This is a genomic window from Sinorhizobium sp. CCBAU 05631, from assembly GCF_002288505.1.
Classification (GTDB): Bacteria; Pseudomonadota; Alphaproteobacteria; order Rhizobiales; family Rhizobiaceae; genus Sinorhizobium; species Sinorhizobium fredii_C.
On record NZ_CP023064.1, the window covers coordinates 245703 to 270382 of the forward strand.

The 24680-nt window shown below is 62.1% G+C and carries 21 protein-coding genes and 6 pseudogenes; 13 read left to right on the top strand and 14 right to left on the bottom strand.

Annotation, left to right across the window (positions count from 1 at the left end):
- Positions 1 to 34: 34 nt before the first annotated feature.
- From SS05631_RS20655 to SS05631_RS20680, 6 genes are all read right to left on the bottom strand, one after another.
- Complete coding sequence (locus SS05631_RS20655) at positions 35 to 943, bottom strand: homocysteine S-methyltransferase family protein (RefSeq protein WP_037424666.1); 909 nt, start codon at positions 941 to 943, stop codon at positions 35 to 37.
- Positions 944 to 1046: 103 nt separating this feature from the next.
- Complete coding sequence (locus SS05631_RS20660) at positions 1047 to 2321, bottom strand: aminotransferase class V-fold PLP-dependent enzyme (RefSeq protein WP_037424667.1); 1275 nt, start codon at positions 2319 to 2321, stop codon at positions 1047 to 1049.
- A gap of 139 nt (positions 2322 to 2460) precedes the next feature.
- Entirely contained in the window at positions 2461 to 3150 is a 690-nt protein-coding gene (locus SS05631_RS20665) for an ABC transporter permease (protein ID WP_037424669.1), read from the bottom strand.
- Between the two features lie 9 nt (positions 3151 to 3159).
- On the bottom strand, positions 3160 to 3882 hold the full coding sequence (locus tag SS05631_RS20670; RefSeq protein WP_037424671.1) for an ABC transporter permease: 723 nt from the start codon (positions 3880 to 3882) through the stop codon (positions 3160 to 3162).
- A gap of 70 nt (positions 3883 to 3952) precedes the next feature.
- A complete protein-coding gene (locus tag SS05631_RS20675) occupies positions 3953 to 4720 on the bottom strand; it encodes a transporter substrate-binding domain-containing protein (protein ID WP_037424673.1) in 768 nt (255 codons plus the stop codon).
- 38 nt (positions 4721 to 4758) lie between these two features.
- The gene (locus tag SS05631_RS20680; protein ID WP_037424674.1) at positions 4759 to 5535 is read right to left on the bottom strand and encodes an ABC transporter ATP-binding protein; all 777 of its coding nucleotides are present in this window, start codon (positions 5533 to 5535) and stop codon (positions 4759 to 4761) included.
- A gap of 278 nt (positions 5536 to 5813) precedes the next feature.
- Between SS05631_RS20680 and SS05631_RS20685 the strand changes: the two genes are divergently transcribed.
- The 8 genes and pseudogenes from SS05631_RS20685 to SS05631_RS20735 form a co-directional block, all read left to right on the top strand.
- Complete coding sequence (locus tag SS05631_RS20685) at positions 5814 to 6287, top strand: Lrp/AsnC family transcriptional regulator (RefSeq protein ID WP_018236994.1); 474 nt, start codon at positions 5814 to 5816, stop codon at positions 6285 to 6287.
- Positions 6288 to 6569: 282 nt separating this feature from the next.
- Positions 6570 to 7073 carry a metallophosphoesterase family protein gene (locus SS05631_RS20695; RefSeq protein ID WP_037424678.1) on the top strand — a complete coding sequence of 168 codons (504 nt, stop codon included), beginning with the start codon at positions 6570 to 6572 and terminating at the stop codon, positions 7071 to 7073.
- A gap of 325 nt (positions 7074 to 7398) precedes the next feature.
- Positions 7399 to 8490: a tripartite tricarboxylate transporter permease gene (locus SS05631_RS32030; RefSeq protein ID WP_244412307.1), complete on the top strand. Its 1092-nt coding sequence runs from the start codon at positions 7399 to 7401 to the stop codon at positions 8488 to 8490.
- The gene (locus SS05631_RS20710) at positions 8436 to 9320 is read left to right on the top strand and encodes a GntR family transcriptional regulator (protein ID WP_037424680.1); all 885 of its coding nucleotides are present in this window, start codon (positions 8436 to 8438) and stop codon (positions 9318 to 9320) included. The genes SS05631_RS32030 and SS05631_RS20710 overlap by 55 nt, the downstream gene beginning before the upstream one ends.
- A 489-nt stretch (positions 9321 to 9809) precedes the next feature.
- Positions 9810 to 10941: pseudogene (locus tag SS05631_RS20715) on the top strand (aconitase family protein); the annotation flags it as partial.
- Between the two features lie 77 nt (positions 10942 to 11018).
- Positions 11019 to 11279, top strand: a complete 261-nt coding sequence (locus SS05631_RS20720; RefSeq protein WP_037424681.1) for a hypothetical protein — start codon at positions 11019 to 11021, stop codon at positions 11277 to 11279.
- A 447-nt stretch (positions 11280 to 11726) separates the two neighbouring features.
- A pseudogene (locus SS05631_RS32035) lies at positions 11727 to 11925 on the top strand (DUF4334 domain-containing protein); the annotation flags it as partial.
- Positions 11926 to 11930: 5 nt separating this feature from the next.
- Positions 11931 to 12170 (top strand): annotated as a pseudogene (locus SS05631_RS20735) (cysteine hydrolase); the annotation flags it as partial.
- A gap of 350 nt (positions 12171 to 12520) precedes the next feature.
- Here the strand turns inward: SS05631_RS20735 and SS05631_RS20745 are convergent.
- The 5 genes from SS05631_RS20745 to SS05631_RS20765 all read right to left on the bottom strand — a co-directional run bounded on the left by SS05631_RS20745 (position 12521) and on the right by SS05631_RS20765 (position 17896).
- On the bottom strand, positions 12521 to 13432 hold the full coding sequence (locus SS05631_RS20745; RefSeq protein ID WP_037424685.1) for an SMP-30/gluconolactonase/LRE family protein: 912 nt from the start codon (positions 13430 to 13432) through the stop codon (positions 12521 to 12523).
- A 16-nt stretch (positions 13433 to 13448) separates the two neighbouring features.
- Entirely contained in the window at positions 13449 to 14399 is a 951-nt protein-coding gene (locus SS05631_RS20750; protein ID WP_037424687.1) for an ABC transporter permease, read from the bottom strand.
- Positions 14396 to 15343 carry an ABC transporter permease gene (locus tag SS05631_RS20755; protein ID WP_037424689.1) on the bottom strand — a complete coding sequence of 316 codons (948 nt, stop codon included), beginning with the start codon at positions 15341 to 15343 and terminating at the stop codon, positions 14396 to 14398. Before SS05631_RS20755 ends, SS05631_RS20750 begins: the two co-directional genes overlap by 4 nt.
- Positions 15340 to 16782 carry a sugar ABC transporter ATP-binding protein gene (locus tag SS05631_RS20760; RefSeq protein ID WP_244412309.1) on the bottom strand — a complete coding sequence of 481 codons (1443 nt, stop codon included), beginning with the start codon at positions 16780 to 16782 and terminating at the stop codon, positions 15340 to 15342. The genes SS05631_RS20755 and SS05631_RS20760 overlap by 4 nt, the downstream gene beginning before the upstream one ends.
- 97 nt (positions 16783 to 16879) lie before the next feature.
- Positions 16880 to 17896, bottom strand: coding sequence for an ABC transporter substrate-binding protein (locus SS05631_RS20765; protein WP_037424693.1), 1017 nt, complete (start codon positions 17894 to 17896; stop codon positions 16880 to 16882).
- A gap of 281 nt (positions 17897 to 18177) precedes the next feature.
- On the opposite strand from SS05631_RS20765, the gene SS05631_RS20770 reads away from it, so the two are divergent.
- The 3 genes and pseudogenes from SS05631_RS20770 to SS05631_RS20780 all read left to right on the top strand — a co-directional run.
- Positions 18178 to 19446 carry a sensor histidine kinase gene (locus SS05631_RS20770; RefSeq protein WP_037424709.1) on the top strand — a complete coding sequence of 423 codons (1269 nt, stop codon included), beginning with the start codon at positions 18178 to 18180 and terminating at the stop codon, positions 19444 to 19446.
- Positions 19443 to 20168 (top strand): response regulator transcription factor, encoded by a 726-nt coding sequence (locus tag SS05631_RS20775; RefSeq protein WP_037424695.1) that lies wholly within the window; start codon positions 19443 to 19445, stop codon positions 20166 to 20168. Before SS05631_RS20770 ends, SS05631_RS20775 begins: the two co-directional genes overlap by 4 nt.
- Positions 20169 to 20324: 156 nt before the next feature.
- A pseudogene (locus tag SS05631_RS20780) lies at positions 20325 to 20475 on the top strand (hydrolase); the annotation flags it as partial.
- 710 nt (positions 20476 to 21185) lie between these two features.
- Here SS05631_RS20780 and SS05631_RS20785 read toward each other — a convergent pair.
- The 3 genes from SS05631_RS20785 to SS05631_RS20795 form a co-directional block, all read right to left on the bottom strand.
- On the bottom strand, positions 21186 to 21791 hold the full coding sequence (locus SS05631_RS20785; protein WP_095678057.1) for a general stress protein: 606 nt from the start codon (positions 21789 to 21791) through the stop codon (positions 21186 to 21188).
- Between the two features lie 36 nt (positions 21792 to 21827).
- Positions 21828 to 22142, bottom strand: coding sequence for a PepSY domain-containing protein (locus SS05631_RS20790; RefSeq protein WP_095678058.1), 315 nt, complete (start codon positions 22140 to 22142; stop codon positions 21828 to 21830).
- A 413-nt stretch (positions 22143 to 22555) separates the two neighbouring features.
- Positions 22556 to 22828, bottom strand: coding sequence for a hypothetical protein (locus SS05631_RS20795; protein WP_037418625.1), 273 nt, complete (start codon positions 22826 to 22828; stop codon positions 22556 to 22558).
- An 842-nt stretch (positions 22829 to 23670) separates the two neighbouring features.
- On the opposite strand from SS05631_RS20795, the pseudogene SS05631_RS32040 reads away from it, so the two are divergent.
- Positions 23671 to 23793 (top strand): annotated as a pseudogene (locus tag SS05631_RS32040) (short-chain dehydrogenase/reductase); the annotation flags it as partial.
- Positions 23794 to 24118: 325 nt separating this feature from the next.
- Positions 24119 to 24322 (top strand): annotated as a pseudogene (locus SS05631_RS20810) (AraC family transcriptional regulator); the annotation flags it as partial.
- Between the last annotated feature and the right edge of the window lie 358 nt (positions 24323 to 24680).

Genomic DNA, 24680 nt, shown 5'->3' on the forward strand with positions numbered 1-24680 from the left:
CACCCGCTCTCCCGATTTTCGCCGTTCAATCCCCTTAGCCCTTCAGGCTGCGTGCCAGGTTGTGAATGTGGCGTGCGCCGATGCCGCAGCAGCCGCCGACGATGGAGGCGCCCGCTTCGACCCAGTCGCAGGCAAAGCACGAATAACGGTCGGCGGTGAGGTCGGCGCGGGTGTGATGGAGCGTCTCGTTGGCGGCGCCTTCCGCCTCTTCCGCCTCAAAGGCATTGGCATAGACGCCGATGCCGATATCCGCCTGCCTTTCCCTAAACGTCCGAGCCGCAACGGCGATGGCGCGCGCCATGACTTCCGGACGGCTGCAGTTGAAGAGGAGCGCCTCGGCACCGGAGCTGGCGGCCCAGGCGGCGGCCGCGGCCACGGCCTCTCCCGATCGAAGCTTTGGCTCGTCGCCTGCCAGGGCCTCTGCGTCGTCGGCCAAGGTGAAGGAGACCCAGAACGGCTTGCCGCTCGCGGCAACGGCGGTGCGGACCGCATCCGCTTCGGCAATCAGGCTCAGCGTTTCGCCGAGCCAGACATCGACATGGGGCGCCAATCCTTCGACGAGGACCTTGAGATAGTTCTGCACGCGCGAGGGGTCGAAGCGCTCGGGCTCGTAGGAGCCGAAGATCGGCGGCAATGAGCCGGCAACTGTGACTTTCCGATCGGTCGTGTCATCGGCGGCTTCTCTCGCGAGCTTTCCGGCGAGTGCGATCAGCGAGCGTCCTTCGGAGCGGAAGCGCTCCTCGCCGATGTGGAACGGCACCAGCGCGTAGCTGTTGGTGGTGATCACGTCGGCACCGGCATCGATAAATTCCCTATGGACTCTCCCGACGATCTCCGGCGTCTCCATCAGGGCCAGCGCGGACCATTCCGGCTGCCTGAGTTCGGCGCCGAGACGGATCAGCTCCCGGCTCATGCCGCCGTCGAGAATGCGTATTTGGCTCATTGATGATCGACTCCCATTTGCTGGTTCAGCGCCGGATGACCGCCGACGACCCAATTGCCGTCAGCCGCTCCCGGGTGTTCGGACAAGATCTTGTTGCGCGTCTTCATCGGAGCGCCCGGTCGAGGTCGTCGATGATGTCCTCGACGAACTCCAGGCCGACCGAAAGGCGGAAGACGCCGTCGCCGGCGAAGGCGCGGTAATCGTCGAGCTGCGCCCCTTGCAGGCCGTAGGTCGACTTCATCATTTCATTCGTGTCGAGAAGGACGGCGATGCTGCGCTGGTGGCCGAGCGAGAAGGCGTAGTGCACGACGCGCAGCCGCTCGGCGAACTGGACGGCGATTTTCTGCGGGTCGTCCGTCTGGAATGTGAGGATGCCGCCAAAAACATTCATCTGGCGCTTCGCCAGCGCGTGCTGCGGATGGGCCGCCAACCCGGGATAGATGACCGCTTTGATGGCCGGATGACCGTCAAGGAAACGGGCAAGCCGCAGCGCCGAATCCGAGACCGCCCGCACCCTCGGAAAGAGCGTGTCGATGCCGCGCATGATCAGCCAGGCGCTCTGGGCCGAAAGCGAGGCGCCGAGATAGACGCCGGCGCGCGAGCGGATTTTCTCGACGAGCGCCTTGCGGCCGCAGACGATTCCGCCGAGCGCGTCGCCATGGCCATTGATGAACTTCGTCAGGGAGTGGATGACGAGATCGACGCCCAAGGCGAGCGGCCTTGTCGCGACCGGCGTGGCAAGGGTGGAATCGACCGAAACGAGTGCATCGCGCTGGTGCGCGAGTGCCGCCACGGCGGAAAGATCGGTCAATCGCAGGATCGGATTGCAGGGGCTTTCGCAGTGGACGAGCCGGGTGTTGGGCCGGAAGGCCGCCGCGACTGCGTCGAGGCGCGACATGTTCACGGGGGTCACCTCGATCCCATAGTCGGGCAAAATCCGGCGCGCCAGCTCGCTGGCGCCAGCGTAGCAGACATCGCTGATGATCAGGTGGTCGCCCGCCTTGAGACAGGTCAGGAAGGTGGCGGCAATCGCCGCGAGACCGGTCGCGGTGGCGAGCGCGCCGTCAGCGCCTTCGAGTGCCGCCATGCGCTGCTCGAGCTGCCGCACCGTCGGATTGGTCCAGCGCGCGTAGAGATATGGCAGCGCCGTCAGATCCTCGACGCCGTCGGCCGAAAAGGCGCCGTCGCCCGGGGCAAGCAGATTGTTGACCGACATCGAGATATTGGGGGCGATCGCCTTCGTCGTCGGATCGATGACCAAGCCGCCGTCGAGCGCCAGGGTTTCCCAATGCAGCGGGCGATTGTCGGAATGCGGCCGGGCTCTCGCTTGGCTTCGGCGATCCGTTACGGCCTTGGTGCTCGATCGATTCAGGGACATGGAGGACCTTTCGAGATGCGTTCGACGGCGACTCTAGTGTTCTCCGAGTGTTTTTGGCCGCTCAGCGGCTGCCGATCCGCCGAGAAAAGGCGCGATGAGGACCTCGGGCGCCGCCAAATCGATCAAGCAGCTCATCATGCTAGCGCCGTACCGGCACTTGCGCTTCGACGACCTTGAAGGCGCGGGTGATGATAAGCGTCAGGCAGACATAGAAGACGGTCACGACCATCAGCGGCTCGTAGACCAGCAGCGTGTCCTGCCTCACCTTGTAGGCCACCGCATAGAGGTCCATTACCGTCACGGTGAAAGCGAGAGGCGTTGCCTTCAATTGCAGCACGACTTCGCCGGCGATTGTCGGCAAGGCGATGCGGATGGCGCGCGGCAGCCAGATCCGCCTGAGCAGGGTCGAGAACGACATGCCGAAGGATCGGCCGGCCTCGAGTTCACCCTTGGGAACGGCAAGCAGCGCGCCGCGCAGCACCTCGGCCTCATAGGCCGCATAATTGAGGGTGAAGCTCACCGCCGCAAAGAAGAAACCTTCGCGCAGGATCGGCCAGAGAAGGCTGGCACGCAGGCCGGGGATCATCGGCAGCAGCGAGCCGACGCCGTAATAGAGCAGCCACAGCTGAATCAGCAGCGGCGTGCCGCGCAGGCAGGTGCAGTAGCCGCGAGCGAAGAGCTTGAGCCAGCGCGGGCCGATCACCTGCGCGAGCGCGAGACCGATCGCCAGAATGAAGCCGAAGCCGACCGAAATCACGAGCAGGAGGACGGTCTGGACCGCGCCTGCGGCAAGCAGCGGCCAATAGGAAAAGATCCACGAGAAATCCACGTGCCCCTCCTATGCGGTCGTCGGCTGGCCGCGCCGGAGGCGGCTCTCGAGCGCCGCGAACGCGACGTTAGAGATGAGCGTTATCGCGAGGTAGAGGGCGGCGGAGGCGAGGAAGAACAGGAAGTAGTGCTTGGTGTTGCCGGCGGCGATACGGGTCGCGAGCGCCAGTTCCTGATAGCCGACGACGGCAATCAACGCGCTGTCCTTGGTGACCGACATCCAGAGATTGGCTAGACCCGGCAGCGCATTCGGCATCAGGGCCGGCAGCACGATGCGGCGGAAGCGCAGCCGCGGCCGCATGCCGAAGGCGGCCGCCGCTTCGATCTGCCCGACCGGAATGGCGAGGATCGCCCCGCGAAACACTTCGGTCATATAGGCGCCCTGGACAATGCCCAGCACCGCGACGGCGGCAACGAAGCCGTTGATCTCCACCGCCGGAAGCCCGAGTGCGGAGAGGATGCGGTTCAGCCCGTCGGTTCCCACATAATAGAGGCCGATGATCAGGATCAGTTCCGGGATGGCGCGGACGGCCGTCGTATAGAGATCGAGGACGAAGCGAACCGGGCGATTGCCCTTCAGCTTGCCGATGGCACCGACGAGGCCGATGGCGATGCCGACGAGATAGGCGCCAAGCGAAATCAGCACGGTGGAGAGCGCGCCGGCAAGCAGCACGCCTCCCCAGCCGGGCGGATAAGGGGAGAGCAATTCCAGGAGCGATTGGCTGGACGACATCCGGGGCCTATCTGATCGAGTTCATAGGCAAAGGGCGATTGGCGCCTTCAGGCGCCGATCGCCCTTCCGGTCATTCGCCATAGGGATCGAAGTCGAAGTACTTCTTGGAGATTTCGGCATATTTGCCGCTCGCCCTGACGGCGGCGATCGCCGCGTTAAGCTTGTCGCGCAGTGCCGTGTCGTCCTTGCGCAGCCCGCCGCCGATACCCGTTCCGAGGATAGCCGGGTCGTCCTTGACGTTGCCCTTGTCCTCGCAGCAGTCCTTGCCGAAGTCCGACTTCAGGAACTCTGCCAGCGGAATGGCATCGCCGAAGACATAGTCGATCCGCCCGGCAGCCAGGTCCTGGAAGGCTTCGTCGAGCGTCGCATAGGTCTGTTCCGCTGCCTTGTCGGCGAAATACTTCTTGTAATATTCGGACTGGATCGTCGAGACCTGGATGCCGATCGTCTTGTCGGCGACGTCGTCAGGCGCTGCTCCTAACTTGCCGTCCTTGGCGCCGATCAGCTTGCTCGGGGTGTTGTAATATTTGTCGGTGAAGTCGATCGTCTTCTTGCGCTCGTTGGTGATCGACATCGACGACCAGATGACGTCGAACTTCTTCGCCTCGAGACCCGGGATCAGGCCGTCCCAGGACATGTCGACGATGGAGCAGGTCTCCTTCATCTCGGCGCAGACCGCGTCCATCAGCTCGATTTCCCAACCGATCCATTTGCCGGACGGGTCCTTCGTGAAGAAGGGTGGGTAGGCTTCGTTCATGATGCCGAAGCGCACTTCCGCATTGGCCGCACCTGCAAGTGCGAAGGCCACGCCGGCCATCAGGATGGACATCAACTTCATTCGACTACCCCTTCTGTTTTCGTCGGAATGGAAACGGATCAATGGCCGAGACTGCCGGTGAATTCGCGGCAGCGGGCGCTGAGCGGCGCACCGAAGACCTGGGCGGGCGGCCCCTGTTCCTCGACGCGCCCCCCATCGAGGAACATCACGTGGCTGGAGACGTCGCGGGCGAATTTCATCTCGTGCGTGACGAGAAGCATGGTCCGCCCTTCTTCCGCCAAGTCGCGGATGACCTTCAGCACCTCGCCGACAAGCTCGGGATCGAGTGCCGAGGTGGGCTCGTCGAACAGCATCACCGCCGGGTCGACGCAGAGCGCGCGGGCGATCGCGGCGCGCTGCTGCTGGCCGCCCGACAGGAACGCCGGATAGGCGTGCCGTTTGTCGTAAAGCCCCACCTTGGACAGAAGAGCCTCGGCCCGTTCGGTCGATTCCCTGCGGTTCTGCCGCAGCACATGAATTGGGGCCTCGATGACATTTTCGAGCACGGTCCTATGGGCCCAAAGGTTGAAGCTCTGGAACACCATGCCGAGGCCGGTGCGGATCCTTTCGATCTGCCGCCAATTGGCGGGATGGGCGCGCCCTTCGCGGCCCGGCTTCATCAGGACCTCTTCTCCGCCGAAGACGAAACGGCCGCGGTCGGGGATCTCGAGAAAGTTGATGCAGCGCAGGAAGGTGCTCTTTCCGGAGCCCGAGGATCCGATCAGCGATATGACGTCGCCTTTTTTTGCCGATACCGACACGCCCTTCAGCACCTGGTGCTGCCCATAGCTCTTATGGACGTCTTCCACCAGCAAGGCGGCGGCGCTTCGCATCATTCCTGTTGTTCCCGGCGACTTTGTGATTATTTGGTCCGCGATAATATTGCCTCGCTCGGCGGCTTTGCCGCACACTTGCCGGAGGAATGCGGATTTGCGGCATAAAACACAGAAAAATGCGGACTTGCCGCAGCCGCTGTGTTTGATTTTTGCTTTGGGACAGTGCGTCCGTTTGTACATGAGAGTTTTGGAAGCGGAAAGCCTGCTCACTACAAAGCGACGCGACGCCCCTGCGAATGAGATATAAAGCTGCGGCAAATCACCAACTCGGGGAAGCCATGACGGAGCCAGTGGATCAATTCGATCGGAAGATCCTCGAGATCGTGCAGCGCGACTGTCAGCTCAAGGCGGAGGCGATCGGCGACATCATCGGCCTGTCGGCGTCTGCCGTTCAACGCCGCCTCAAAAGGATGCGCGAGGACGGCATCATTTCCGCCGAGATCGCCCTCGTCGACCGCAAGGTCGCCGGAAATCCGATGACCTTCATCGCCGGCATGGAGATCGAGCGTGAGAACTACGATGCGCTCGCGAAATTCCGCACCTGGGTCGACAAGCAGGATCACATCCAGCAGGTCTATTACGTGACCGGGTCGGTGGATCTCGTGGCGATCATCACCGCCCAGGACGTCACCCAATATGACGAGATCACCGCGCAGATCATGTCGCAGAATCCTCAGATTAAGCGAATTCACACGAATGTCGTGCTGAAGGATGTGAAGCTCGGGATGTTCGTTCCCGTGACTTCCGACTAGGGCCGATCAGAGTGGAGCGCCGAAAATCGGGAGAACGGGTGTGTACCCCCTCTGCCCTGCCAGGCATCTCCCCCACACGGGGGGAGATCGGCAAGAGGCAATGTCCCGCCCATCGAATATCGATGCATGGACTTTGCAGGTGCGTTGACTTCGGCATACGCACGCTGGGGTTGGGGCAGATCGGCGTTTCCAGCCAACCTCCCTCCTTGTGGGGGAGATGCCCGGCAGGGCAGAGGGGGGTGCCTCCGATCGCAGCAACGCTTTAACCGGAAAGCTGCCTAGATGATCTATTTCACGAGTGACACGCATTTCGGCGAGCCGCGGGTGCTCAACATCGATCGCCGGCCCTTCTCCAGCCTGGCGGACCACGACGCTGCGCTGATTGCCAACTGGAACGACACCGTCTCGCCGGAGGACGAGATCTGGCACCTCGGCGACTTCGCATCGAAGAAAAAGGGCTTTGCTGAAGATTTGCTTACGCGGCTGAACGGCAGGAAGCACCTGATCGTCGGCAACAACGATTCGCTGGCGACGGTCGAAGCCAGCGGCTGGCAGAGCATCCAGCATTATGCGGAACTCACCGTCGAGGGGCACTTGCTCATTCTCTGCCACTATCCGTTTCGGACCTGGAATCAGATGGGAAAGCGATCGGTCAACCTGCACGGCCATTCCCACGGCCGTTTGAAACCGCTGCTGCCGCGGCAGTTCGATGTGGGCGTCGATGCCAGAGACCTGCGCCCGGTCAGCCTGCCCGATCTTCTCCCGCGGCTGCGCGTGAAGGCATAGCGCTTGTGAATGTCAGGCGAGCGCGCCGTGGGCGACGTCGCCCTGCGAGGGCGATAGGCGCGCATCGTTACTCGTAGACACCTTCGACGAGCGTGACGCCGCGCTCGACGCGCAGCATCCGGAAATAGGCGGAGATCCGCCCCGCCACTTATCCGGCTAGGTTTTGCCAAAGCTTGCCCGAGGCAATTTCCTCCCTGACTCGTTTTTCCACTATTTCATTTTATAATTATTTAATGCATGTTGTCTCGCAACGGCCAGTAGGCTCGCCGTTCGTTTTTCCATCCAGGAGGAGCAATCGCATGCGTCATCTTCTGAAAACTGTCCTTTGCCTGGCTGCCTTGGCGGCACTGCCTTCTATCCGGCCATTTCGGCTGCCAGCGACCTCGAACTGACCATCACGGCGCCGGCCGGCGCGGGCGGCGGCTGGGATTCGGCGGCGCGCTCGCTGCAAGAGGCGATGATGGCGACGGGTGAGGCCAAGAGCGTCCAGGTCGTCAACGTACCCGGTGCCGACGGCACAGTGGGTCTCGCCCAGTTCGTCGGCAGCGCCAAGGGTGCGGCCGATCAATTGCTCGTCGCCGGCATCACCCTCGTCGGAGCGAGCATCTCCAACAATGCGCCGGTCGACCTTACCCAGGTGACGCCTCTGGCGCGCCTGACGGGTGATCCGCTCGTCTTCGTGGTGCCGAAGGACTCGCCGAACAAGACCATCGACGATCTGCTTGCGACGATCAAGAAGGACGTGGCGACCACTATTTGGGTGGGCGGATCGGCCGGCGGGGCCGACCATATCCTGGCGGCGCTGATCACCAAGTCGGCGGGGGTGCCGATCCGAGCAAGGTCATGTCGCCTATTCCGGCGGCGGGCCGTCGGCGTGCTGCCGGGCATCGGTCCGGCGCTCACCGTCGCGCTCCTGCTGCCGGTGACCTTCAAACTCGATCCGGGCGGCTCGATCATAATGTTCGCCGGCATCTGTATGTATGGCGGCTCGACCACCGCCATCCTGTTGAACATGCCGGGCGAAAGTGCTGCCGTCGTCACAGCGCTTGAAGGCAACAAGATGGCCCGTTCGGGCCGTGTCGCCGTGGTCGGATTGATCCTCGGGCCCCTGGCGTACAACGCGCTGAGGCGCTCGCTGCAGATGAGCCTCGGCGACCCGATGGTCTTCCTTGAGCATCCGAGCTCGGCCATCATGATCGCGGTTGCCACTATCGCGCTGATCGCCCCTTCGTGTTCAAAGGATTGTCGCGGTTCCAGCAGGACGACGATTGAGGCCTGGACAGAAAAACGCCTTTTGCAAACGCGTTGGCGAGTGCATAAATCGACGTTGAACGCGCTAGCGACCGAACCCTACGACGACCCATGGCAAGACAAAGCGTATCCCCGCAGATCACGGCAAGCATCCTCGAATTCGTGAAGACGAACGAGATGCGCGCCGGCGAGCATCTGCCCTGTCAAATGCTCGCCGATGCGTTTCGCGTCTCCCGCGCGCCGGTCAATGCCGCCTTGAAGAAGCTCGAGACGATGGGAATCGTGCGGGCGGAACCGAACCGCGGCTATTTCCTGACGATCGACGCGGCCAAGGTCGAGACAGGGAAACCCGTGGGCGAGCCTCGGCGCGAGGAGGAGGATCCGCTCTATTTCCGCATCGCCGAGGACCGCCTTGCCGGCAAGCTCGAGGAGCGCGTCAGCGAGAAAGAGCTGATGCGCCTCTACGACGTCGCCCGCAGCCGGCTGTTGAAGTCGCTCCACCGGATCGCCGAAGAGGGCTGGATCGAACGCCTGCCGGGCAACGGCTGGGCCTTCCGCGAGACCCTGACATCGCGCAAGAGCTACGAGGAGGGCTACGTCTTCCGCGCGGTCATCGAGCAGCAGGCGATGCTCTTGCCCACGTTCCGCTCGAACGAGGAAGAATTCAGGAAGGCGCGCTCCGTGCAGACCGCCTTGGGAGAAGGCGGCTACGAGACCTGGTCGCGCGCCGAGATCGTCAAGGCGAACAACGAGTTTCACGAAATGCTCGTCGCCTGCTCACAGAACGATTTCTTCCTCGACGCAATCAAGCGCGTCAACCGGCTGCGCCGCCTAATCGAGTACCAGATTAACATCGACCGGAGCCGGCTGCCCCGGCAGACGAGCGAGCACCTGCACATTCTCGACCTCGTCGAGACCGGTCGCCGGACAGAGGCGGCGGCCTTTCTCTACACGCACATCATGGGTGCGATCCGGATCAAGACGCCGCAGGTCTAAGAACGTGTGGCGGAACTGTTCTACAGCGGTGCGCGAGTGAAGACGCGCAAAGCCGTAGCGCACTTCAAAAGCGGCTGCATGCTTCCTTAAATCGGCCATGAATTGAGGAAGCAGGCAGAAGGCTTATGTTCCTCGAAGGCTATTCTGGCTTCCATGATCGGCGGACTGCGCCCGGTGCCGGCAATCGGTTGGCCGATCGGGTGTGAGCCTGCTTATTAGCCCAAGCCAAAGAACGCCAAGATGGCGAGTACGACCACAACCAGTCCGACTAGGTAGATTATCTGATTCATGATTCACTCCTTTCATGAGCAATGAACGGAATTCTTCGCGGGTATGTTCCGAACCGCCTGCCAACATGTCGGCGCCGCTGCAAGAGGTGGACGTTCGTGCTTCTTTCGATGCGCGTGCATATTGCATTTTATAATCGCAATATGTAATTCCGGGCCAAGACCTTAAGAGGCCCCACGTTCTCGAAGCGGTAGACAATCAATGTCCGAGACAAAGCTGGCACATCTCGGCGTTGACCGGGTTGACTATGCGATCGTGGACCTCCCTGCGGAGGCAGGCGAGGCGTTGCAGCGCCTGCCCTATACACATCGAATTCTTCTGGAGAACGTGCTGCGCACCGGAGGTGACAACGCCGCGAGGGCGAAGGAGGCGATCCTGGCCTAGCTCCATACCGGAACGAGCGAGCAGGAAATCCCGCTTCTCCCCAATCGAGTCCTCATGCACGACACCACCTGTGGTCCGGCGCTGGTCGACATTGCCGGCATGCGCTCGGCGCTGGCGGAAGCCGGCGGCGATCCCGCTCTTCTCAATCCCGTCGTACCGGTGGACGTCTCGACGGATCATTCGGTGGGCGTCGATTTCTTCGCACAGGCAGGCTCGCTCGAAAGGAACATGGCGCGCGAGTTCGAGCGCAACGCCGAGCGCTATCGCTTCATGATATGGGCGACAAACACGCTGAGCGGCTTTAGCGTGCACCCGCCCGGTACCGGGATCATGCACACGCTCAATCTCGAGAGGCTCGCCAGCGCCGCGACCGGCAAGCGCATCGAAGGCGCGCTCTTGGCGATGCCCGACACGCTGATCGGCACCGACAGCCATAGCCGATGATCAACGACATCGGCGTGCTTGCCTGGGGCGTCTGCGGGCTCGAGGCGGAGAGCGTGTTCTTCGGCATACCGGTGACGCTCCGCGTCCCGGAGGTCGTCGGGGTGAAACTCACCGGAGCATTCAGAGCGGCGTGATGGCGACCGATCTGGCGCTCACCGTCACCGAAATGCTGCGCAAGCTCGACCTGCAGGACCGCTATGTCGAATTCTTCGGTCCCGGTGTGTCGACGCTGACCGTCGGAGACCGTGCCGTCGTTGCCAATATGACGCCGGAGTTCGGCGGCAACAGCGGTTACTTCCCGATCGACGCCGAGACGCTCAAATACCTCGAAATGACGGGACGCTCGCGCGACCACGTCGCCTTCGTCCAGGCCCACGCGAAGCGCACCGGCCTGTGGTTCGATCCGCATATCGACCCGCGCTACACCGCCACCGTCGAACTCGAACTCTCCACGGTCGAGGTCAGCCTTGCCGGACCGGCGCGGCCGCAGGGCCGTATCCCCGCCGGCGCGACGCTCCGGGCGATGAAGTTGATTTCTCTGCCGTGCGAAGGCCGCAGAATGCCCACGAGGTCCGATTCGCGATGAAGGCAGGGGTGCGCCAGGTCTACATTTCTTCCCTCGATGAGCTGCGCCGGCGATTGGATCTCCATGAAAGGCGAGTTGCTGGCGTGAGCGAGGATGATTTGCAGCAGATCGCGCGTGTTGCGCCTTCTCCAATCGATGAGGATGAACAGCTGTTTGCCGGCCGTGAAGACGCAGGCGCCGCTGTCGACGATGACGATCTGGAAGTCGACCAAGAGAAGCTGGATAGGAACAAATATGCCGGCATTCTCAAGCGCTAAGATCCTGTGCGCGAGAGAATGATTGCGCGCGAGGACGCCCCTCACACGCAAGTCATTCGATCACCGATACTTCGGAGGCAGGAGGTCCGCGAGACGTTTGGCAGTGACATTTCCGCGTTGAATAAGGTGATTTTCGACAGTGTGAATGCGGAGAATGAGATCAACGCGCCCGATCTAAACCAAGATATTGAATTCATGGTTCGAGCGACTTCAGGGAAGATGGCCGACGAGATTTCACGCGTTTGCCTAAGAGAATGGGTGGATCCCTTATCCGAAGACGGGCGGCGGCTGAATGGTAGATGGGAAATGCCTGGGGAAGGGCTGCCAGTGGCAATCAAAAGAAGGACGCCGACCCACTTCTCAGTGCAAATCAACACCCACGACGGTCCGATTCGGCATGAAGGCCGGCGTTCGCCAGATCTACATTACTTCGCTGGATAAGCTAGCGGCATCGAGAGCACGGCCATAGTCTATAACCACCAGCCGATCGTCGACCATTTTCCGGCGGATCAATGCGGAAAGAATCATTGGAGCGATGACCATCAGGAATGTCGACCGGATCTACTTCTTCGAATTCCAGCGCGTCGACGGACCTCGAAATGCGGGCAGCCGGTCATCATTTATCGCTCACCACCCGTATCGATGATCGCCTTGCCGAGCAGCTTGCGCACCGAGCAGTGCTGCTAGACCACCACGCGAGATGCCTCCGATCTCGGCTGGGATGTCGATTTTGTCTCTGAAGCGACGCTGACATTCCCGATGACGCATGCCTCGGGTGAGACCTTCGATGCCGCGGCAATTCGTAAACGCACGGAACTGGTGCTCGCCGGCCGCTTCGCCCGTATCGCGACCGTTGAGGAAGCGCTGGGAAGCAGGGCGCTAGCTGCATGAGCAGGTCTGGCCCGGCAGAGGAACCGCAGGTCATTCCGGTATTCACGCTGGTGCCGCTGGAGGCGCTGCTGATCGATAACGCCGGGCCGCTCGAAGTGCTGCGCTACACCAATCTCGAACAGCAAAGCTCCGGTTCGACCGTCACTACATCGCCTCGACAGCCAGGCAGACGACCTCGATCGGGCTCAGATCAAAATAGGTTGTTGGTCACGTCGCCGGCAGCATCCGAATTGCTGGCGAGGAACGGGAGGACTTGCGCGGCTTATCAACCCGCCATGGCCAGCCCCTCTGTGCCGGCGTCGTTGCCGCCGTTCTGGTTGAAATCATCCGCTACCATGAACTTCCCCTTCTCACGGTACCTGCGCGCCCGTCGCGGTCACATAGATTGCGTAGAGCGACGTCGTCGCAGCGATGAAGAGGCGGTTCCGGCGGGGACCGCCGAAGGTGAGGTTGGCAACAGTTTGCGGCACGAGAATCTTGCCGATGCGCACGCCGTCCGGTGCGAAGCAATGCACACCGTCGCCGGCGCTCGACCAGAGATTTCCTCCCGTGTCCGTGCGGATGCCGTCGGGGATGCCCTTGTCGATCGTTGCGAAGACTCGGCCGTTGGCGAGCTGTCCGTCCAAAACATCGAAGGCGCGAATATGCCGCGGCAGGGCGTCGTCATGGCTTGCGCCGGAGTCGGCGACATAGAGGATGCTCTCGTCGGGCGAGAAGGCGAGGCCGTTCGGCTGGTTGAAGTCGGTGGCGACCGCGGCGAGCTCGCCGTTTTCCGGGTCCAGCCGGTAGACATTGCGGCTCTCCTGTTCCGGCTCCGCCCGATAGCCCTCATAGTCGGAAAGGATGCCGTAGGTCGGGTCGGTGAACCAGATTGTGCCGTCCGATCGCACCACCACGTCGTTCGGCGAATTGAGCCGCCGACCGCCAAAGCTTTCGGCGAGCGTCGTGATCGAGCCGTCGATCTCGGTCCGGGTGACGCGGCGCGTTCCGTGCTCGCAGGAAATCAGGCGTCCCTGCCGGTCTCGGGTGTGGCCATTTGCGAAATTCGACGGCTGCCGGAAGACAGAGACTCCGCCTTCCGGCGTCCAGCGCAGCATCCGCTGGTTCGGGATGTCGCTCCAGACGAGCTGGTTGGCATCGCTGAACCAGACCGGCCCCTCCGACCAGCGGCAGCCGGAATAAAGGTCATCGAGACGGGCGCTGCCGACGATCAGATGGGCGAAGCGCGGATCGTCGATCTCGTAGATTTGTTCCCTTCCCATGTGGTCCGTCCCCGAACTAACGCATGCCCGGCTGTCGGCCGCCTGCGAGCATGATGACGCTGATGATGATAAGCCCGGTCATGATCAGGCGGATGCCGGCGCCGAGGCCGTAGGTGTTGAGCATGGAGACCACCAGAAACATGAAGAGCGAGGCACCCCAGATTCCCGGCACGTTGGAATCGCCGCCGGCGACCGCGGTGCCGCCGAGAACGACGACGGCGATCGACATCAGAAGATATTCCGTGCCCATGTTGAGAGCCGCGCCGCCCGAGAAGCAGGCGAGGAGGTAGCCCGCGAGCGAGGCAAGAACGGCCGAGAGCACGTAGGTGACGAAGCGTGTGCCGTCGACCGGAACGCCCGCCATGCGTGCCGCCGGCATGCTCTGGCCGATCGCGGAGATCCAGCGCCCGTAAACGGTCTTTTCGAGCAGGAACCACGCGGCGAGGGAAATCACCAGCGCCACGAGGGAAACGTTGGGCACGCCGAGCGTGGCCGATGTCGTGAATTCGGCCAGGAAGCTCGGCGGTTTGATGCGCAGGCCGCGATTGGTCCAGATGGCCGCCGACTGGATGATGAAGCTCATCGACAGCGTCGCGATGATCGGCGGGATGCGCAACGCCTTGATGAGCGCGTAGTTCGCGAGGCCGACACCGATGCCGATCAGGGTTGCGGTTATCAGCCCCGGCAGGATCATGGCGTTGTCCACTTCCATAAGCTTCAGCGCCACGGTGCCCGCGAGCGTCATGGTGGCGGGAATCGACAGGTCGATGTTGCCGGGACCGAGCGTGATGACGAACATCTGGCCGATGCCGACGATGATCGAGAAGGCGGCGAAGGTCAGCGCCGCCTGGGAGAGGTCGAGCATGCTTGCGCCGCCCGTCACCATGATCGTCGCGAACCAGACCAGGAAGGCGGCGAACCACGACCAGATCCAAGGCGCGCGCGAAAGACGGTCGACGACCCTCATCGCCGCTTCTCCTGATATTCGAGACGGTTGAGCAGCAGGCGCAAGGCGAGAACGATGATCAGGATCGCGCCCTGCGCGCCGATCTGCCAGTCGGGCGAGATGCGCAGAAAAGACAGGAACGAACCGGCAAGCGTCAGCGTCAGAGCGCCGATCACCGCGCCGATGGGCGAGACGCGCCCGCCAATGAATTCGCCGCCGCCGAGGATCACGCCGGCGATCGAGAGCAGCGTGTATCTGAGCGCTATGTTTGCGTCGGCCGATGTGGTGAGCCCGACGAGCGCGATGCCGGCGAGCACCGCGAACATGCCGGCAAGCCCGTAGGCCGCAGCGCGGGCGGCCAGAACTGACCAGCCCGCCCGCTCCACCGAGCGCTGGTTGCCGCCGATGCCGCGGATGAGCACGCCGAGCGAGGAGCGCGTCACGATCAGATGCGCGACGACGGCAATGACGATGCTGGCGACGATCGCCATCGGAGCGATCGGCGGCTTCATCGTCATCAGGCTTCGGACCCATTCCGGCGCTTGTCCGCCGGGCGCCGGCAGGAGAAGCACGGCAAGCCCCGCCCAGACGAAGCTCATGCCGAGCGAAACCACGATCGACGGCAGGCCACGGAGGTGAATGACGACGCCGAGCATGGCATAGACGGCAACGCCGCCGGCAAGGATCAGAATCCCGACAAGCGGCTCGTCACGCAGGAAGGTCGCCGTCACGCAGCCGACAAAGCTGACGAAGGTGCCCATCGCGAGGTCGAGGTCGTTCACCGACATGATGATCATCTGGGCGATCGTCGCGAGCGCGATCGGAACCGCGAGATTGAAGAGCAGGTTGAGGCCGATATAGCTCATCGCCCGCGGCTGCAGCCAGAAGACGGCTGCAAGAAGCACGGTGAGCGAAAGGGCGGGAATGGCGAGCCGGATCGCATCGGTCGAAAGCCTCAGCCTCATGCTGCCTCCCGCTTGAAGGACGTGGCAAGGATGTTCTCCTCGCTCACGGCGTCGCCGGCGAGTTCCGCAACGATCTCTCCTTCGCGGAAGACATAGACACGATCGCAGAGGCAGACCTCCTCCATCTCGGTCGAATACCAGACGAAGGTGCGGCCGCGCTGAGCCTCCTGCCGGATGATCTCGTATACCTCCTGCTTCGTGCCGACGTCGACGCCGCGCATTGGATCATCCATCAGCACCACCGGCGCCCTGGTCGCGAGCGACCTGGCGAATAGCACCTTCTGCTGGTTACCGCCCGAAAGCGACAGCATGGGGTTGGCCAAGTCCGGCGTGCGGATATCGATGCGGCGCTTCCACTCTCCGGCACGCTCGGCCTCCGCCTCGGCGCTGACGACGCCGCGCAGGGCCAGATCGTGAAGCGTGGCGATGGAGAAGTTTTTCAGGATGCTCCAGAGTTCGAAGACGCCATTCAGGCGGCGATCCCCCGCGACGAAGGTCACCGCAGGCTCGCGGCGCGGCAGCCAGTCGGCGGTGCTCGCTGCATGAAGTTTCATCAGCATTCCCGTCTGGCCGTGTCCGGCGAGACCGGCGAGCCCGACGATCTCGCCGCGTCTGGCCTCAAGGCGCAGGCCGCGACCGGTCCGCGCGAGTACCACGGGCTCATGGGCAAGGTCTCGCAGCGTGCGGCGATGCGCTTCGCCCTTGACGACGCTTCCCATGGCCTCGACGAGGCCGTGCTCGGTCCAGGCATCGGCAGGCCGTTCGGCGACGATGCGCCCGTCCTTCATGACCGCGATCCGGTTCGCCGTGGCGAGGATCTCGTGGAGGATATGGGAAATCAGAATGACCGAACCGCCGCTCGCGACGAACCGCCGGACATGGGCGAGCATCTGCTCCGCGAGGCTCGCGTCGAGCGAGGACGTCGGCTCGTCCAGGATGATGAGCCGGGGCGCAATGCCGGTATCGGAGAAAGCCATGGCGATCTCGACCATCTGCCGTTCGGCGATGGAGAGATCCCCGACCATCCTGTCGCGTTCGATGCCGTGTCCGGGAAATATGGCATCGAGGCTTCGCTCAATCACGAGCCTTGCCCGCCTGCGCCAGCCGAGGCCTCCAAGATGGCGGTGCAGGACGCGGGTATTTTCGACGACGGTGAGGTTCGGGCAGAGCGAAAGCTCCTGGAAGACGCAGCGTATGCCGCGCGCTCTGGCCGCGTTGATGCCGTAGCGCTGAAGAAGCTCGCCGTCGCCTGAAATGTTGCCCTGCTGCGGCGTCAGACCGCCATTGATGACGCTGACGATCGTCGATTTGCCGGCGCCGTTATGGCCGACGAGACCCACGCATTCCCCCGGCCGGATGGCGAGCGTCACGCCGTCGAGCGCCCTGACCGCTCCGAAACTCACCTTGGCGTCGGCAACCTCGATTATCGCCTTCGACATTCTGCCCGTCATTTGCCGCTATCTGTTGTAGTGGGGATCGTTTGGCACGGGGTCTGCCGCGCGGTCCCGAGAGAACCGCGCGACATATGGAAGACCATCATTCCGCGGATTCGATCACCTTGATCGCATCAGCCTGCGAATATTCGACATTGGCAACACCGCCTGCCTGGGTATTGGCGAGGTTCTCTTCCAGATTGTCCTGGTCGATGCGCAGGAAGGGCACGACGAGGTCCTTCTTGACTTCCTTGCCGTCGAGGATCTGCTGGGCGACCCAGAATGCGAGCGTCGAGACGCCGGGCGCGATCGAGACAGACATGGTCTCATAGCCGCTGGCATCCTTCTGTTCCTTCCACCACTTCAGCTCGTCCTCGCGGTTTCCCATGATGATGATCGGCGTCGGCCGGTTGGCAGCCGCGAACGCCTGGGCAGCGCCGTAGCCGTCGCCGCCCTGGGTCACGACGCCGGCGATCTCGGGAAGGCTCGGCAGGATACCCGCGACGGCCTTCTGGGCGACATCCTGCGCCCAGTCGCCATGGACGGACCCGACGATCTTGAACTGCGGGAACTGCTTGACGCCCTCGTGAATGCCCGCCGAGATCTCATCGTCGACGAAGACGCCGGCAAGGCCGCGGATCTCCAGGAGGTTCCCGCCCTCGGGCAGCTTCTTCGACAGATATTCGACCTCACTGCGACCCATTTCCTTGAAATTGACGGCGATCCGCCAGGCGCAAGGCTCGCTCACCACGCCGTCGAACGAGACGACGATGATGCCTGCATCGCATGCTTCCTTGACCGCGCCGTTGAGCGCCGTCGGCGAGGCGGCGTTGAGGACGATCGCGTCATAGCCCTGCAGGATCATGTTCTGAATCTGCGCGGCCTGCTCAGTCGCCTGGTTTTCCGCCGTTGTGAAGGCATCGGCAGCAGCAACCACGCCGGCCTTGACGGCCTCTCCCGTCACCTTGTCCCAGCTCGTGAGCATCGCCTGCCGCCAGGAGTTGCCGGCATAATTGTTGGAAAGCGCAATCTTCTTGCCGGAAGTGTCGGCCAACGCGGAATTCGGCATTGCGGCGCACAGGACGACCGCTGATGCCAGAAGCATCTTGCGAAATGTCATGTTTTCCTCCCTCTGGACCCGGCTTCGACCGGATCGCCTAATCGGCCGCTCTCTACGCGGTCCTTTGCAAATAGGACTTGCACTGAGCTTCCTCCTCTCAGTAATGGCAGGATGAGGGAGAATTTGCCGCCTGTATAGATCGTATACGGCAATGCGTTTGCGGACTTTTGCATTACAGGCTGCGTGTTCGTGCAAGACGAGGACGGCCTGTCGAGCGCTTAATGGAACTGGCGGTCGCAGCGCCCGAAGGGACGGGCGCGATCGCGGGAGGAACTGCGGACATGCCGCTTCTGGCGCCGGCCGCATTGGTCGATCACTATCTTGGCATATCCCGGCTGCTTGCCGGCCAGCTCGACTTCCGCTCGGCGATCCGCGCCGTCGCGGCGGAAGTGGCGCATATCATCCCCCATGATCATCTCGACGTCTGCATCTTGATGGTCGACGGTAACTATCACACCGCCTACGAGACCGGCATGGACACCGCCTGGGGTGATGCCGCCTCGGCGCCGGTCGTCAACAGCCCGATCCGTTCCCTTCTCTGGGGCGAGGTCGACTACCTGCTGACGGATGATGCTATCAATGATGCTCGTTTCCACTTCGAGGGCGCCTTCAAGCGGCCGATCATCGAACAATCGCTGCGCAGCCGTCTGCACGTACCGATGAAGGTGCAGGGCAAGATCATAGCCGCGCTCAGCTGCTCCTCTCAGAACCCCGGCCTATACACGATGGAGGACGTCGGCCGGGCGAGGATCATCGCCGACCTGCTGGCACCCTATTTCTTCGCGCTGAGGGCCGCCGAACAGGCCCAGCAATCCGCCATCGTCGAGGCGGAGGCGCGTGCGCGCGAGGAGGGTTTGCGGCAGGGCGCGTTGAAGCTGACCGAGGCGCTCGAACAGGAGCGCCAGCGCATCGGCATGGACCTTCACGACCAGACGCTTGCCGACCTTACGCGGCTGTCGCGCCGCATCGACCGCCTGGCCCGCGGCTCGGAGCTGAGCAGCGAGGCACTGGAACCCGTTTCCCGCAGTCTCCATCATTGCATGCAGGATCTGCGGCAGATCATCGAGCAGGCAAAGCCGTCCGTTTTGCAGCTCTTCGGTCTTGCCCAGGCGATCGAAAACCACCTCGACCAGTCAGTACGCGACAGTGGGATGCCGATCGAGTGGGCTCTCGTCGACGAGAGCGGGGGCGCTCTAGACGGCCTCGAGCAGACGGTCAGCGTCGCGCTTTTCAGAATTGCGCAGGAGGCGATCAACAATGCCGTCCGCCACGCCCAGCCCACGGCAATCACCGTCGGGCTTCGGCTCGAGGCCGGCGAGCTCGCCATTGAGATTTCGGACGACGGGCGTGGTTTGGCCAGAGCCCGCGGACGCATCGGTGGCGGTATCGACAATATGAAGACGCGGGCACGGCTCATTTCCGCGAAATTCGCGATTGGACTGGGAGACAAGAACCGCGGCACGACGGTCACAGTCCTGCTGCCGCGCGGAGAGCGCCGTGCGGACCTCGAGCCCCAGCCGCAAATAGCCATCAAGGAGGATCAGCGATGAAGGTACTGATCGTGGAGGACGATCCGCTTCACCGTTCGTACCTGCATGAGGCGGTCTGTGCCGCCCTGCCCGAATGCGACACCGTCATCGAGGCGGAGAACGGCGTCGCCGGCGAGCAGCTCGCGCGCGATCACAAGTCGGCGCACATCGTCATGGACCTGCAGATGCAGACCCGCAACGGTATCGAGGCGGCACGCACCATCTGGAAAGAGCGCCCGGAGACGCGCATCCTCTTCTGGTCGAACTACTCCGACGAGGCCTATGTCCGTGGCGTGTCGCGTATCGTTCCGGACGGGGCGGCCTATGGCTATGTGCTGAAATCGGCCTCCGACGAGCGGCTGAAGCTGGCGCTTCGCTCAATTTTCGTGGAGAGCCAGTGCGTGATCGACCGCGAGGTGCGCGGTTTGCAGCAAAGAAGCATCGGCCACGCGAACAGCTTCAGCGATTCGGAATACGAGATCCTCGTCGACATCGCACTCGGTCTGACGGACCGGACGATTGCCAAGCGCCGCAACCTGTCTCTGCGCAGCGTCCAGAACCGTTTGCAGCAGCTCTACGACAAGCTCGACGTCTACCAGGCCGTTGCCGAGGAACATTCTGACAGCCAATTTAACCTGCGCGCCCGCGCCGTGACAGTCGCTTTCCTTCGGAAACTGCTGAACTACAGCGCCCTGGAAAAAGCCGAAGCCGAGCTTCAGGAATGGCTGCAGGAACAGAAGTGAACCGAAGACGAGAAGGGATCCAACTCACCGCCAATTCCGAATCTGGGCGAGACCATCGAAGCAAGACGTAGTGCAGTGCCGCTAGACGTTATGACCGTGGTGTGAGCGGCGGCCGTCTGAAAGCAAACGGGGATTGGCGTACCGAGCCGAGCCCCAAGCATCGCTGGCGAATGGACGCGATTGTGCGCGCACCGAGCATGTCGAGGAGCTGACCGAGATTCTCATCCAGCACTTTGGCGGCAGCGGCATCGCTTTCCTGTGGGAACAGCAACTGCTCAACACGCGCGTGCCGAGCAACGCAGGCTGATCTGAGAGGGGATGACGAGACCTTGACGAGGCGATGCGAACTGTGCATCGCCTCTCCATACTCGTCACCCCCATTCGCTGGTTGCGAGGCTCGATGTCTCGTTTGGGCCGAACCGAGCCATTCCTGTGCCGGATGTCGATGTCCGGATCGGGTGGAGAGCCGAAGTTCAATGCGATGGCGACGAACGATGAGCGCGGCGGATAGGAGGCAGACCCACACGATCCCTGGCAATTACCGACCTCGATCTAAACAGCACTAAGCTCACCCGGATGGATGCTGGTCCAACTACAATAGCAAACAGTTTAGTGGGGTGCGAGTTTGCCAACCGACATCGCATGCACGAGCGCTCCGCTCGATCACCTCAGCTGCTGACTCACAGTCCGAATGAAAGGCAGGTCATTTGTGGGCCTGAATTCGACGTGCAGACCGTTGGGCCGTTGGGAGTGGTGGGTTCCACCGCCTACGGCGTCTAGTCAGCAGAGTACTCCTCTCCTCCAGGCGGCTGCTGTCGGTCGATTTCCCGTTCCCCATAGTCGCAGGAGGGTCGAGGGGAGCCGTTCGTCATGAGCCCTGTGCACGGCTTGATTGCGAGGATGTACACTGTGGACGCAGCGCTACCTCCGTGAAAGTTCGACGCCGTTGTTGAATCACAATCGCCCCTGCGTGATGAGCAGGGGCTTTGCGAGGCGAGTGCCTGCTGAGGCAGGTGCCTATGGCATCATACTGCGATAGCGTTCGCGCTCGCGCCGAACCTGCTCCAAAGTATATGGGTCGGCACTGTCGTCAAACCGCGTCCATCCTTCCCCCGCGTAAACGCTCCTGCGGGCGGCAGGGTCGACGCGATTGCGTTGCTGCAGGATGGCCTCTGCTTTGAGGGCAAGACTGTCATCGACCCTTGCGGTCACCAAGGTGCCGCCGCGGCGAACGCCCTCGGCATAGACATGGGCGTCTTCCTCATCGACGCCGGAATCCGTCAATGCACCGATCAATCCTCCGGCGGCGCCTCCAGCAACAGCCCCGGCTGCCGCCCCGGCCGCGGTAGCCGCCAGCCATCCTGCCGCGACGACAGGGCCAACGCCGGGAATGGCCATCAAGCCAAGTCCCGTAAGCAGACCGACCACCCCGCCTCCTACGGCGCCGAGGCCGGCACCAGTTCCCGCGCCTTCGGCTGCGTCCGAGCCTTCGGTCGAGTAGCGGTCATCAGCATTGTTTGCAACGATGCTGATATCATCTGACGGCACGCCGGCGGCTTCGAGGTCGCTGACGGCGTCGCGGGCATCTTCGTAGTCGTCAAATAGCCCTGTTACGGTTCGCATTATCGTTCTCCTTTTGGTAAAGCCCGTTTCGGGCGATTACTGCGCTGTGACGTTGCCCTGATAATCGAGGGCGACGGCCACGGATTTGCCGTCCTTCATGGCAGTTGCCTGCCACACACCTTTGTCGTCGAGCTTCAAGCCATTGACGTCGGTGTACCCGGCTTCTTCGATCCGCTCCTTCGCCTGAGCTTCGGTAAAGCTGTTGGCGCCTTCAACCGGCGCCGCCGGGTTCTGCGTGTCGGGAGCCGCGATTGCCGGCGTATTGCCCTCCGAAGACGGAGTCGTTTGCGCAAACGCTGCCGTGGCCACAGCGCTCAGCAGCGCTGCCGCAGCAAAAGTCAGATTTTTCATGTGTTTACCTCTTCCGAAGACCTGAATTGATCCCCGCGCAAAGAACTCGTGGACCGGAAATTGGTTCCGGATTGCTCGTTCACAATCAGAGCACGGCCGTGAGCAGGTGCGGTTTTCAGGTGGGGTTGAGCGCCGTTCACGCGCCGTCGATCGTCAGTGTGAGGGTAGGCACGGGGGTGGTTTGGCAGTTGGGTAAAGGCGGGCGTCACGTCTCCCAGCGACCCGTAAGGATCAGCTCGCGAGCTGCTTCCCGGGTCTGGGAGCTTGAAGGGTCGCATAAATCAGATTGCAGGCAAAAATTAGTGACGCCGGCCCCTGGGGTGTGACCGCTACTGACGTCGCCAAAATAGAGCAGCATCTCTCCGAGGGGGCAGAGGATACCGCTCTCTTTTCCAAGTACTCTGCGGCACGGCTTAATAGTGGTAATAACCGTAGATCGGCCGCGCGCGGCCTTTGCACTTGATTTCTTCCTTGTACCCGTCGTCGTCCCACTTGCGCTCGATCTTGCAGCGGCCGCGACGATACTCTTCCTTGTAGGCTCTCCGCTCGTATCGGGGTTCGTCATAATAGCCGCGCCAACGCCAGCGGCCATGACCGCTCTCATCTTTCCAAGGATCGGCCAGTGCGGTCCCCGCACAGGCGGTCAATGCTATGCCGGCGGCGGCTAACATGGTCGCGATTTTCATGTTCAGTCTCCTTGCGCCAGGTGCCGGGTCAACGCTCATGTGTTGAGTTGGTTTCTAAATCAGTCTGCCAACTCACATCCATAGGACCTTAGTCCGACTCCCAGGGGCAAAGGTCCTGCGCCCATTGCGAGTGTTGCTGCTTGTTCCAGATACTGTCAGGAGCAAGGCCGCGAACGACGGCTGTCGATCAACTCGGGTCTATCGGGTCTTCCGCTATGGCATCAAACACCGGATGGAAACAACGCGTTTTAGAAACCGCTTGGCGCGCAATTTCGAGCCCCTTCACAATCGGCGTGTATATGGCGGTTGCGATCTGGATTGCTTTTCTTGCGAGCGCCAAAACGGGTATTCCGGCGTACATATTCATGGCCGCGGCGTTTTTGCTGGTAATATTCCTCGACCCGCCCGAGCGGCTAGCGAGATTTAGAGAACGTCGACGTCGATCAAGCCCGCTGTCTTCAGCAGCCCAGCGGCGGTCTGACGCTGTAACGGTTCGCGGGGGCGAGCACCGGTAGCCGTCGCTACCGCGATGACCCCTTTGAGAGTCCGAGAGCAGCGCCTTTAAGTCCCTTCTGGGGAACTCTGGGACCTCAAGTTCTTGTCCGACTCGCCTTGTAAAAGGATGTCGTGATGTCCGGCAGAGACGATTATCATTATCGGCGTCCAGAGCGAAGTCCCTCCACTGGCTTCCGATATGCACTACCCTCCTCTCTATGGCGTTCATTGCCGTTACTCGTCGCAGGCGCGTCCTTGGGCGACAAAGGCCGTGATCTCGCGGTTCACGATCCCGGCCAGCCGAAGCAATTCCAACTGGCGACTGACGAAAAACAGGCCGCCAATGCCAAAAGCCGAAGCTGCGCTATTCGGCGGGCAAGCAGTCGAGCCAGGTGCGCTCGCTGCGGCGTTTTATGTCGGAGAGGCTGCTCGACAGAATTCTGCGCACGTTCAATGGCCTGCCTGCATAAGCGTGGTCGAACTCTGGAAGTCCGGATAGTCGCGACAAACTCTTTTGCAAAGTCCGCTTCGCTCCCCAATTGCGGTCATTCTATACACCTGCACATTCTGCCGACTTGGCCGGTCTCCGGACAGGCGGCTTCGGCAGCGCCACGAGGATAGCTCTCGGCGGTAGTGATCTTGTCGACTGCCGACGTCGCAGGCCGGCTTTCATCTTGAAACTGAGGTTGCCCGCAAGCGTCCGTTCGTGATCCTCCTTTTCGTGCCAAACCGCAAGATCGGTCGAGCGCAGCATAGCGCGGTCGTCTAATTGGTATGGCCATGGAGGACAGGACGATGAAGATAGCGCTAGGCAACTACCATGCCCGGATGGAGCGGGTGCTAGACCATATAGACCAGCATCTGAACGACGAACTCGACCTGGAAACCATGAGTTATGTCGCGGCCTTCTCGAAATATCATTTCCACCGGCAGTTCATGGCGACCTTCGGACTGTCTGTGCATCGCTATGTCCAACTCGCTCGGATGAAGCGCGCTTCATCGCTGAAGTGCACAACGCAAGCCTGCCAAATGTTGGCCGCTAGTGATGCCTAGCTATGATGACCGCGAAGGCCGGTGATGAGGAAATGGTTAGCGTTGGACCATTACGATGATTGAGGCTGGTGCAGAGGTCATGGGATTCATAGCAATCAAGTCGAAGGCCCCGATCCTTGCTGAATTGTTTCTGCCCCCGAAGCATCTTGGCGTGGGCGTTAGCAAAGCGCTTTATCAAGAAAGGCCGCGATGCATAACGGCCTTACGTCAGTTAGGATGTCACAGAATACGCGCGCGAGACACTTCCACGAACGTTAAGGCTAGTTGCCTTGGGTGACGAACCGCATACCTGCTGCGGACATCC

Bases quoted from the DNA above. Each gene is read 5' to 3' on its own strand.
- SS05631_RS20655 (WP_037424666.1), bottom strand. From the start codon at position 943: ATGAGCCAAATACGCATTCTCGACGGCGGCATGAGCCGGGAGCTGATC.
- SS05631_RS20660 (WP_037424667.1), bottom strand. From the start codon at position 2,321: ATGTCCCTGAATCGATCGAGCACCAAGGCCGTAACGGATCGCCGAAGC.
- SS05631_RS20670 (WP_037424671.1), bottom strand. From the start codon at position 3,882: ATGTCGTCCAGCCAATCGCTCCTGGAATTGCTCTCCCCTTATCCGCCC.
- SS05631_RS20675 (WP_037424673.1), bottom strand. From the start codon at position 4,720: ATGAAGTTGATGTCCATCCTGATGGCCGGCGTGGCCTTCGCACTTGCA.
- SS05631_RS20680 (WP_037424674.1), bottom strand. From the start codon at position 5,535: ATGATGCGAAGCGCCGCCGCCTTGCTGGTGGAAGACGTCCATAAGAGC.
- SS05631_RS20685 (WP_018236994.1), top strand. From the start codon at position 5,814: ATGACGGAGCCAGTGGATCAATTCGATCGGAAGATCCTCGAGATCGTG.
- SS05631_RS20695 (WP_037424678.1), top strand. From the start codon at position 6,570: ATGATCTATTTCACGAGTGACACGCATTTCGGCGAGCCGCGGGTGCTC.
- SS05631_RS20710 (WP_037424680.1), top strand. From the start codon at position 8,436: ATGGCAAGACAAAGCGTATCCCCGCAGATCACGGCAAGCATCCTCGAA.
- SS05631_RS20720 (WP_037424681.1), top strand. From the start codon at position 11,019: ATGAAGGCAGGGGTGCGCCAGGTCTACATTTCTTCCCTCGATGAGCTG.
- SS05631_RS20745 (WP_037424685.1), bottom strand. From the start codon at position 13,432: ATGGGAAGGGAACAAATCTACGAGATCGACGATCCGCGCTTCGCCCAT.
- SS05631_RS20750 (WP_037424687.1), bottom strand. From the start codon at position 14,399: ATGAGGGTCGTCGACCGTCTTTCGCGCGCGCCTTGGATCTGGTCGTGG.
- SS05631_RS20755 (WP_037424689.1), bottom strand. From the start codon at position 15,343: ATGAGGCTGAGGCTTTCGACCGATGCGATCCGGCTCGCCATTCCCGCC.
- SS05631_RS20760 (WP_244412309.1), bottom strand. From the start codon at position 16,782: ATGTCGAAGGCGATAATCGAGGTTGCCGACGCCAAGGTGAGTTTCGGA.
- SS05631_RS20765 (WP_037424693.1), bottom strand. From the start codon at position 17,896: ATGACATTTCGCAAGATGCTTCTGGCATCAGCGGTCGTCCTGTGCGCC.
- SS05631_RS20770 (WP_037424709.1), top strand. From the start codon at position 18,178: ATGCCGCTTCTGGCGCCGGCCGCATTGGTCGATCACTATCTTGGCATA.
- SS05631_RS20775 (WP_037424695.1), top strand. From the start codon at position 19,443: ATGAAGGTACTGATCGTGGAGGACGATCCGCTTCACCGTTCGTACCTG.
- SS05631_RS20785 (WP_095678057.1), bottom strand. From the start codon at position 21,791: ATGCGAACCGTAACAGGGCTATTTGACGACTACGAAGATGCCCGCGAC.
- SS05631_RS20790 (WP_095678058.1), bottom strand. From the start codon at position 22,142: ATGAAAAATCTGACTTTTGCTGCGGCAGCGCTGCTGAGCGCTGTGGCC.
- SS05631_RS20795 (WP_037418625.1), bottom strand. From the start codon at position 22,828: ATGAAAATCGCGACCATGTTAGCCGCCGCCGGCATAGCATTGACCGCC.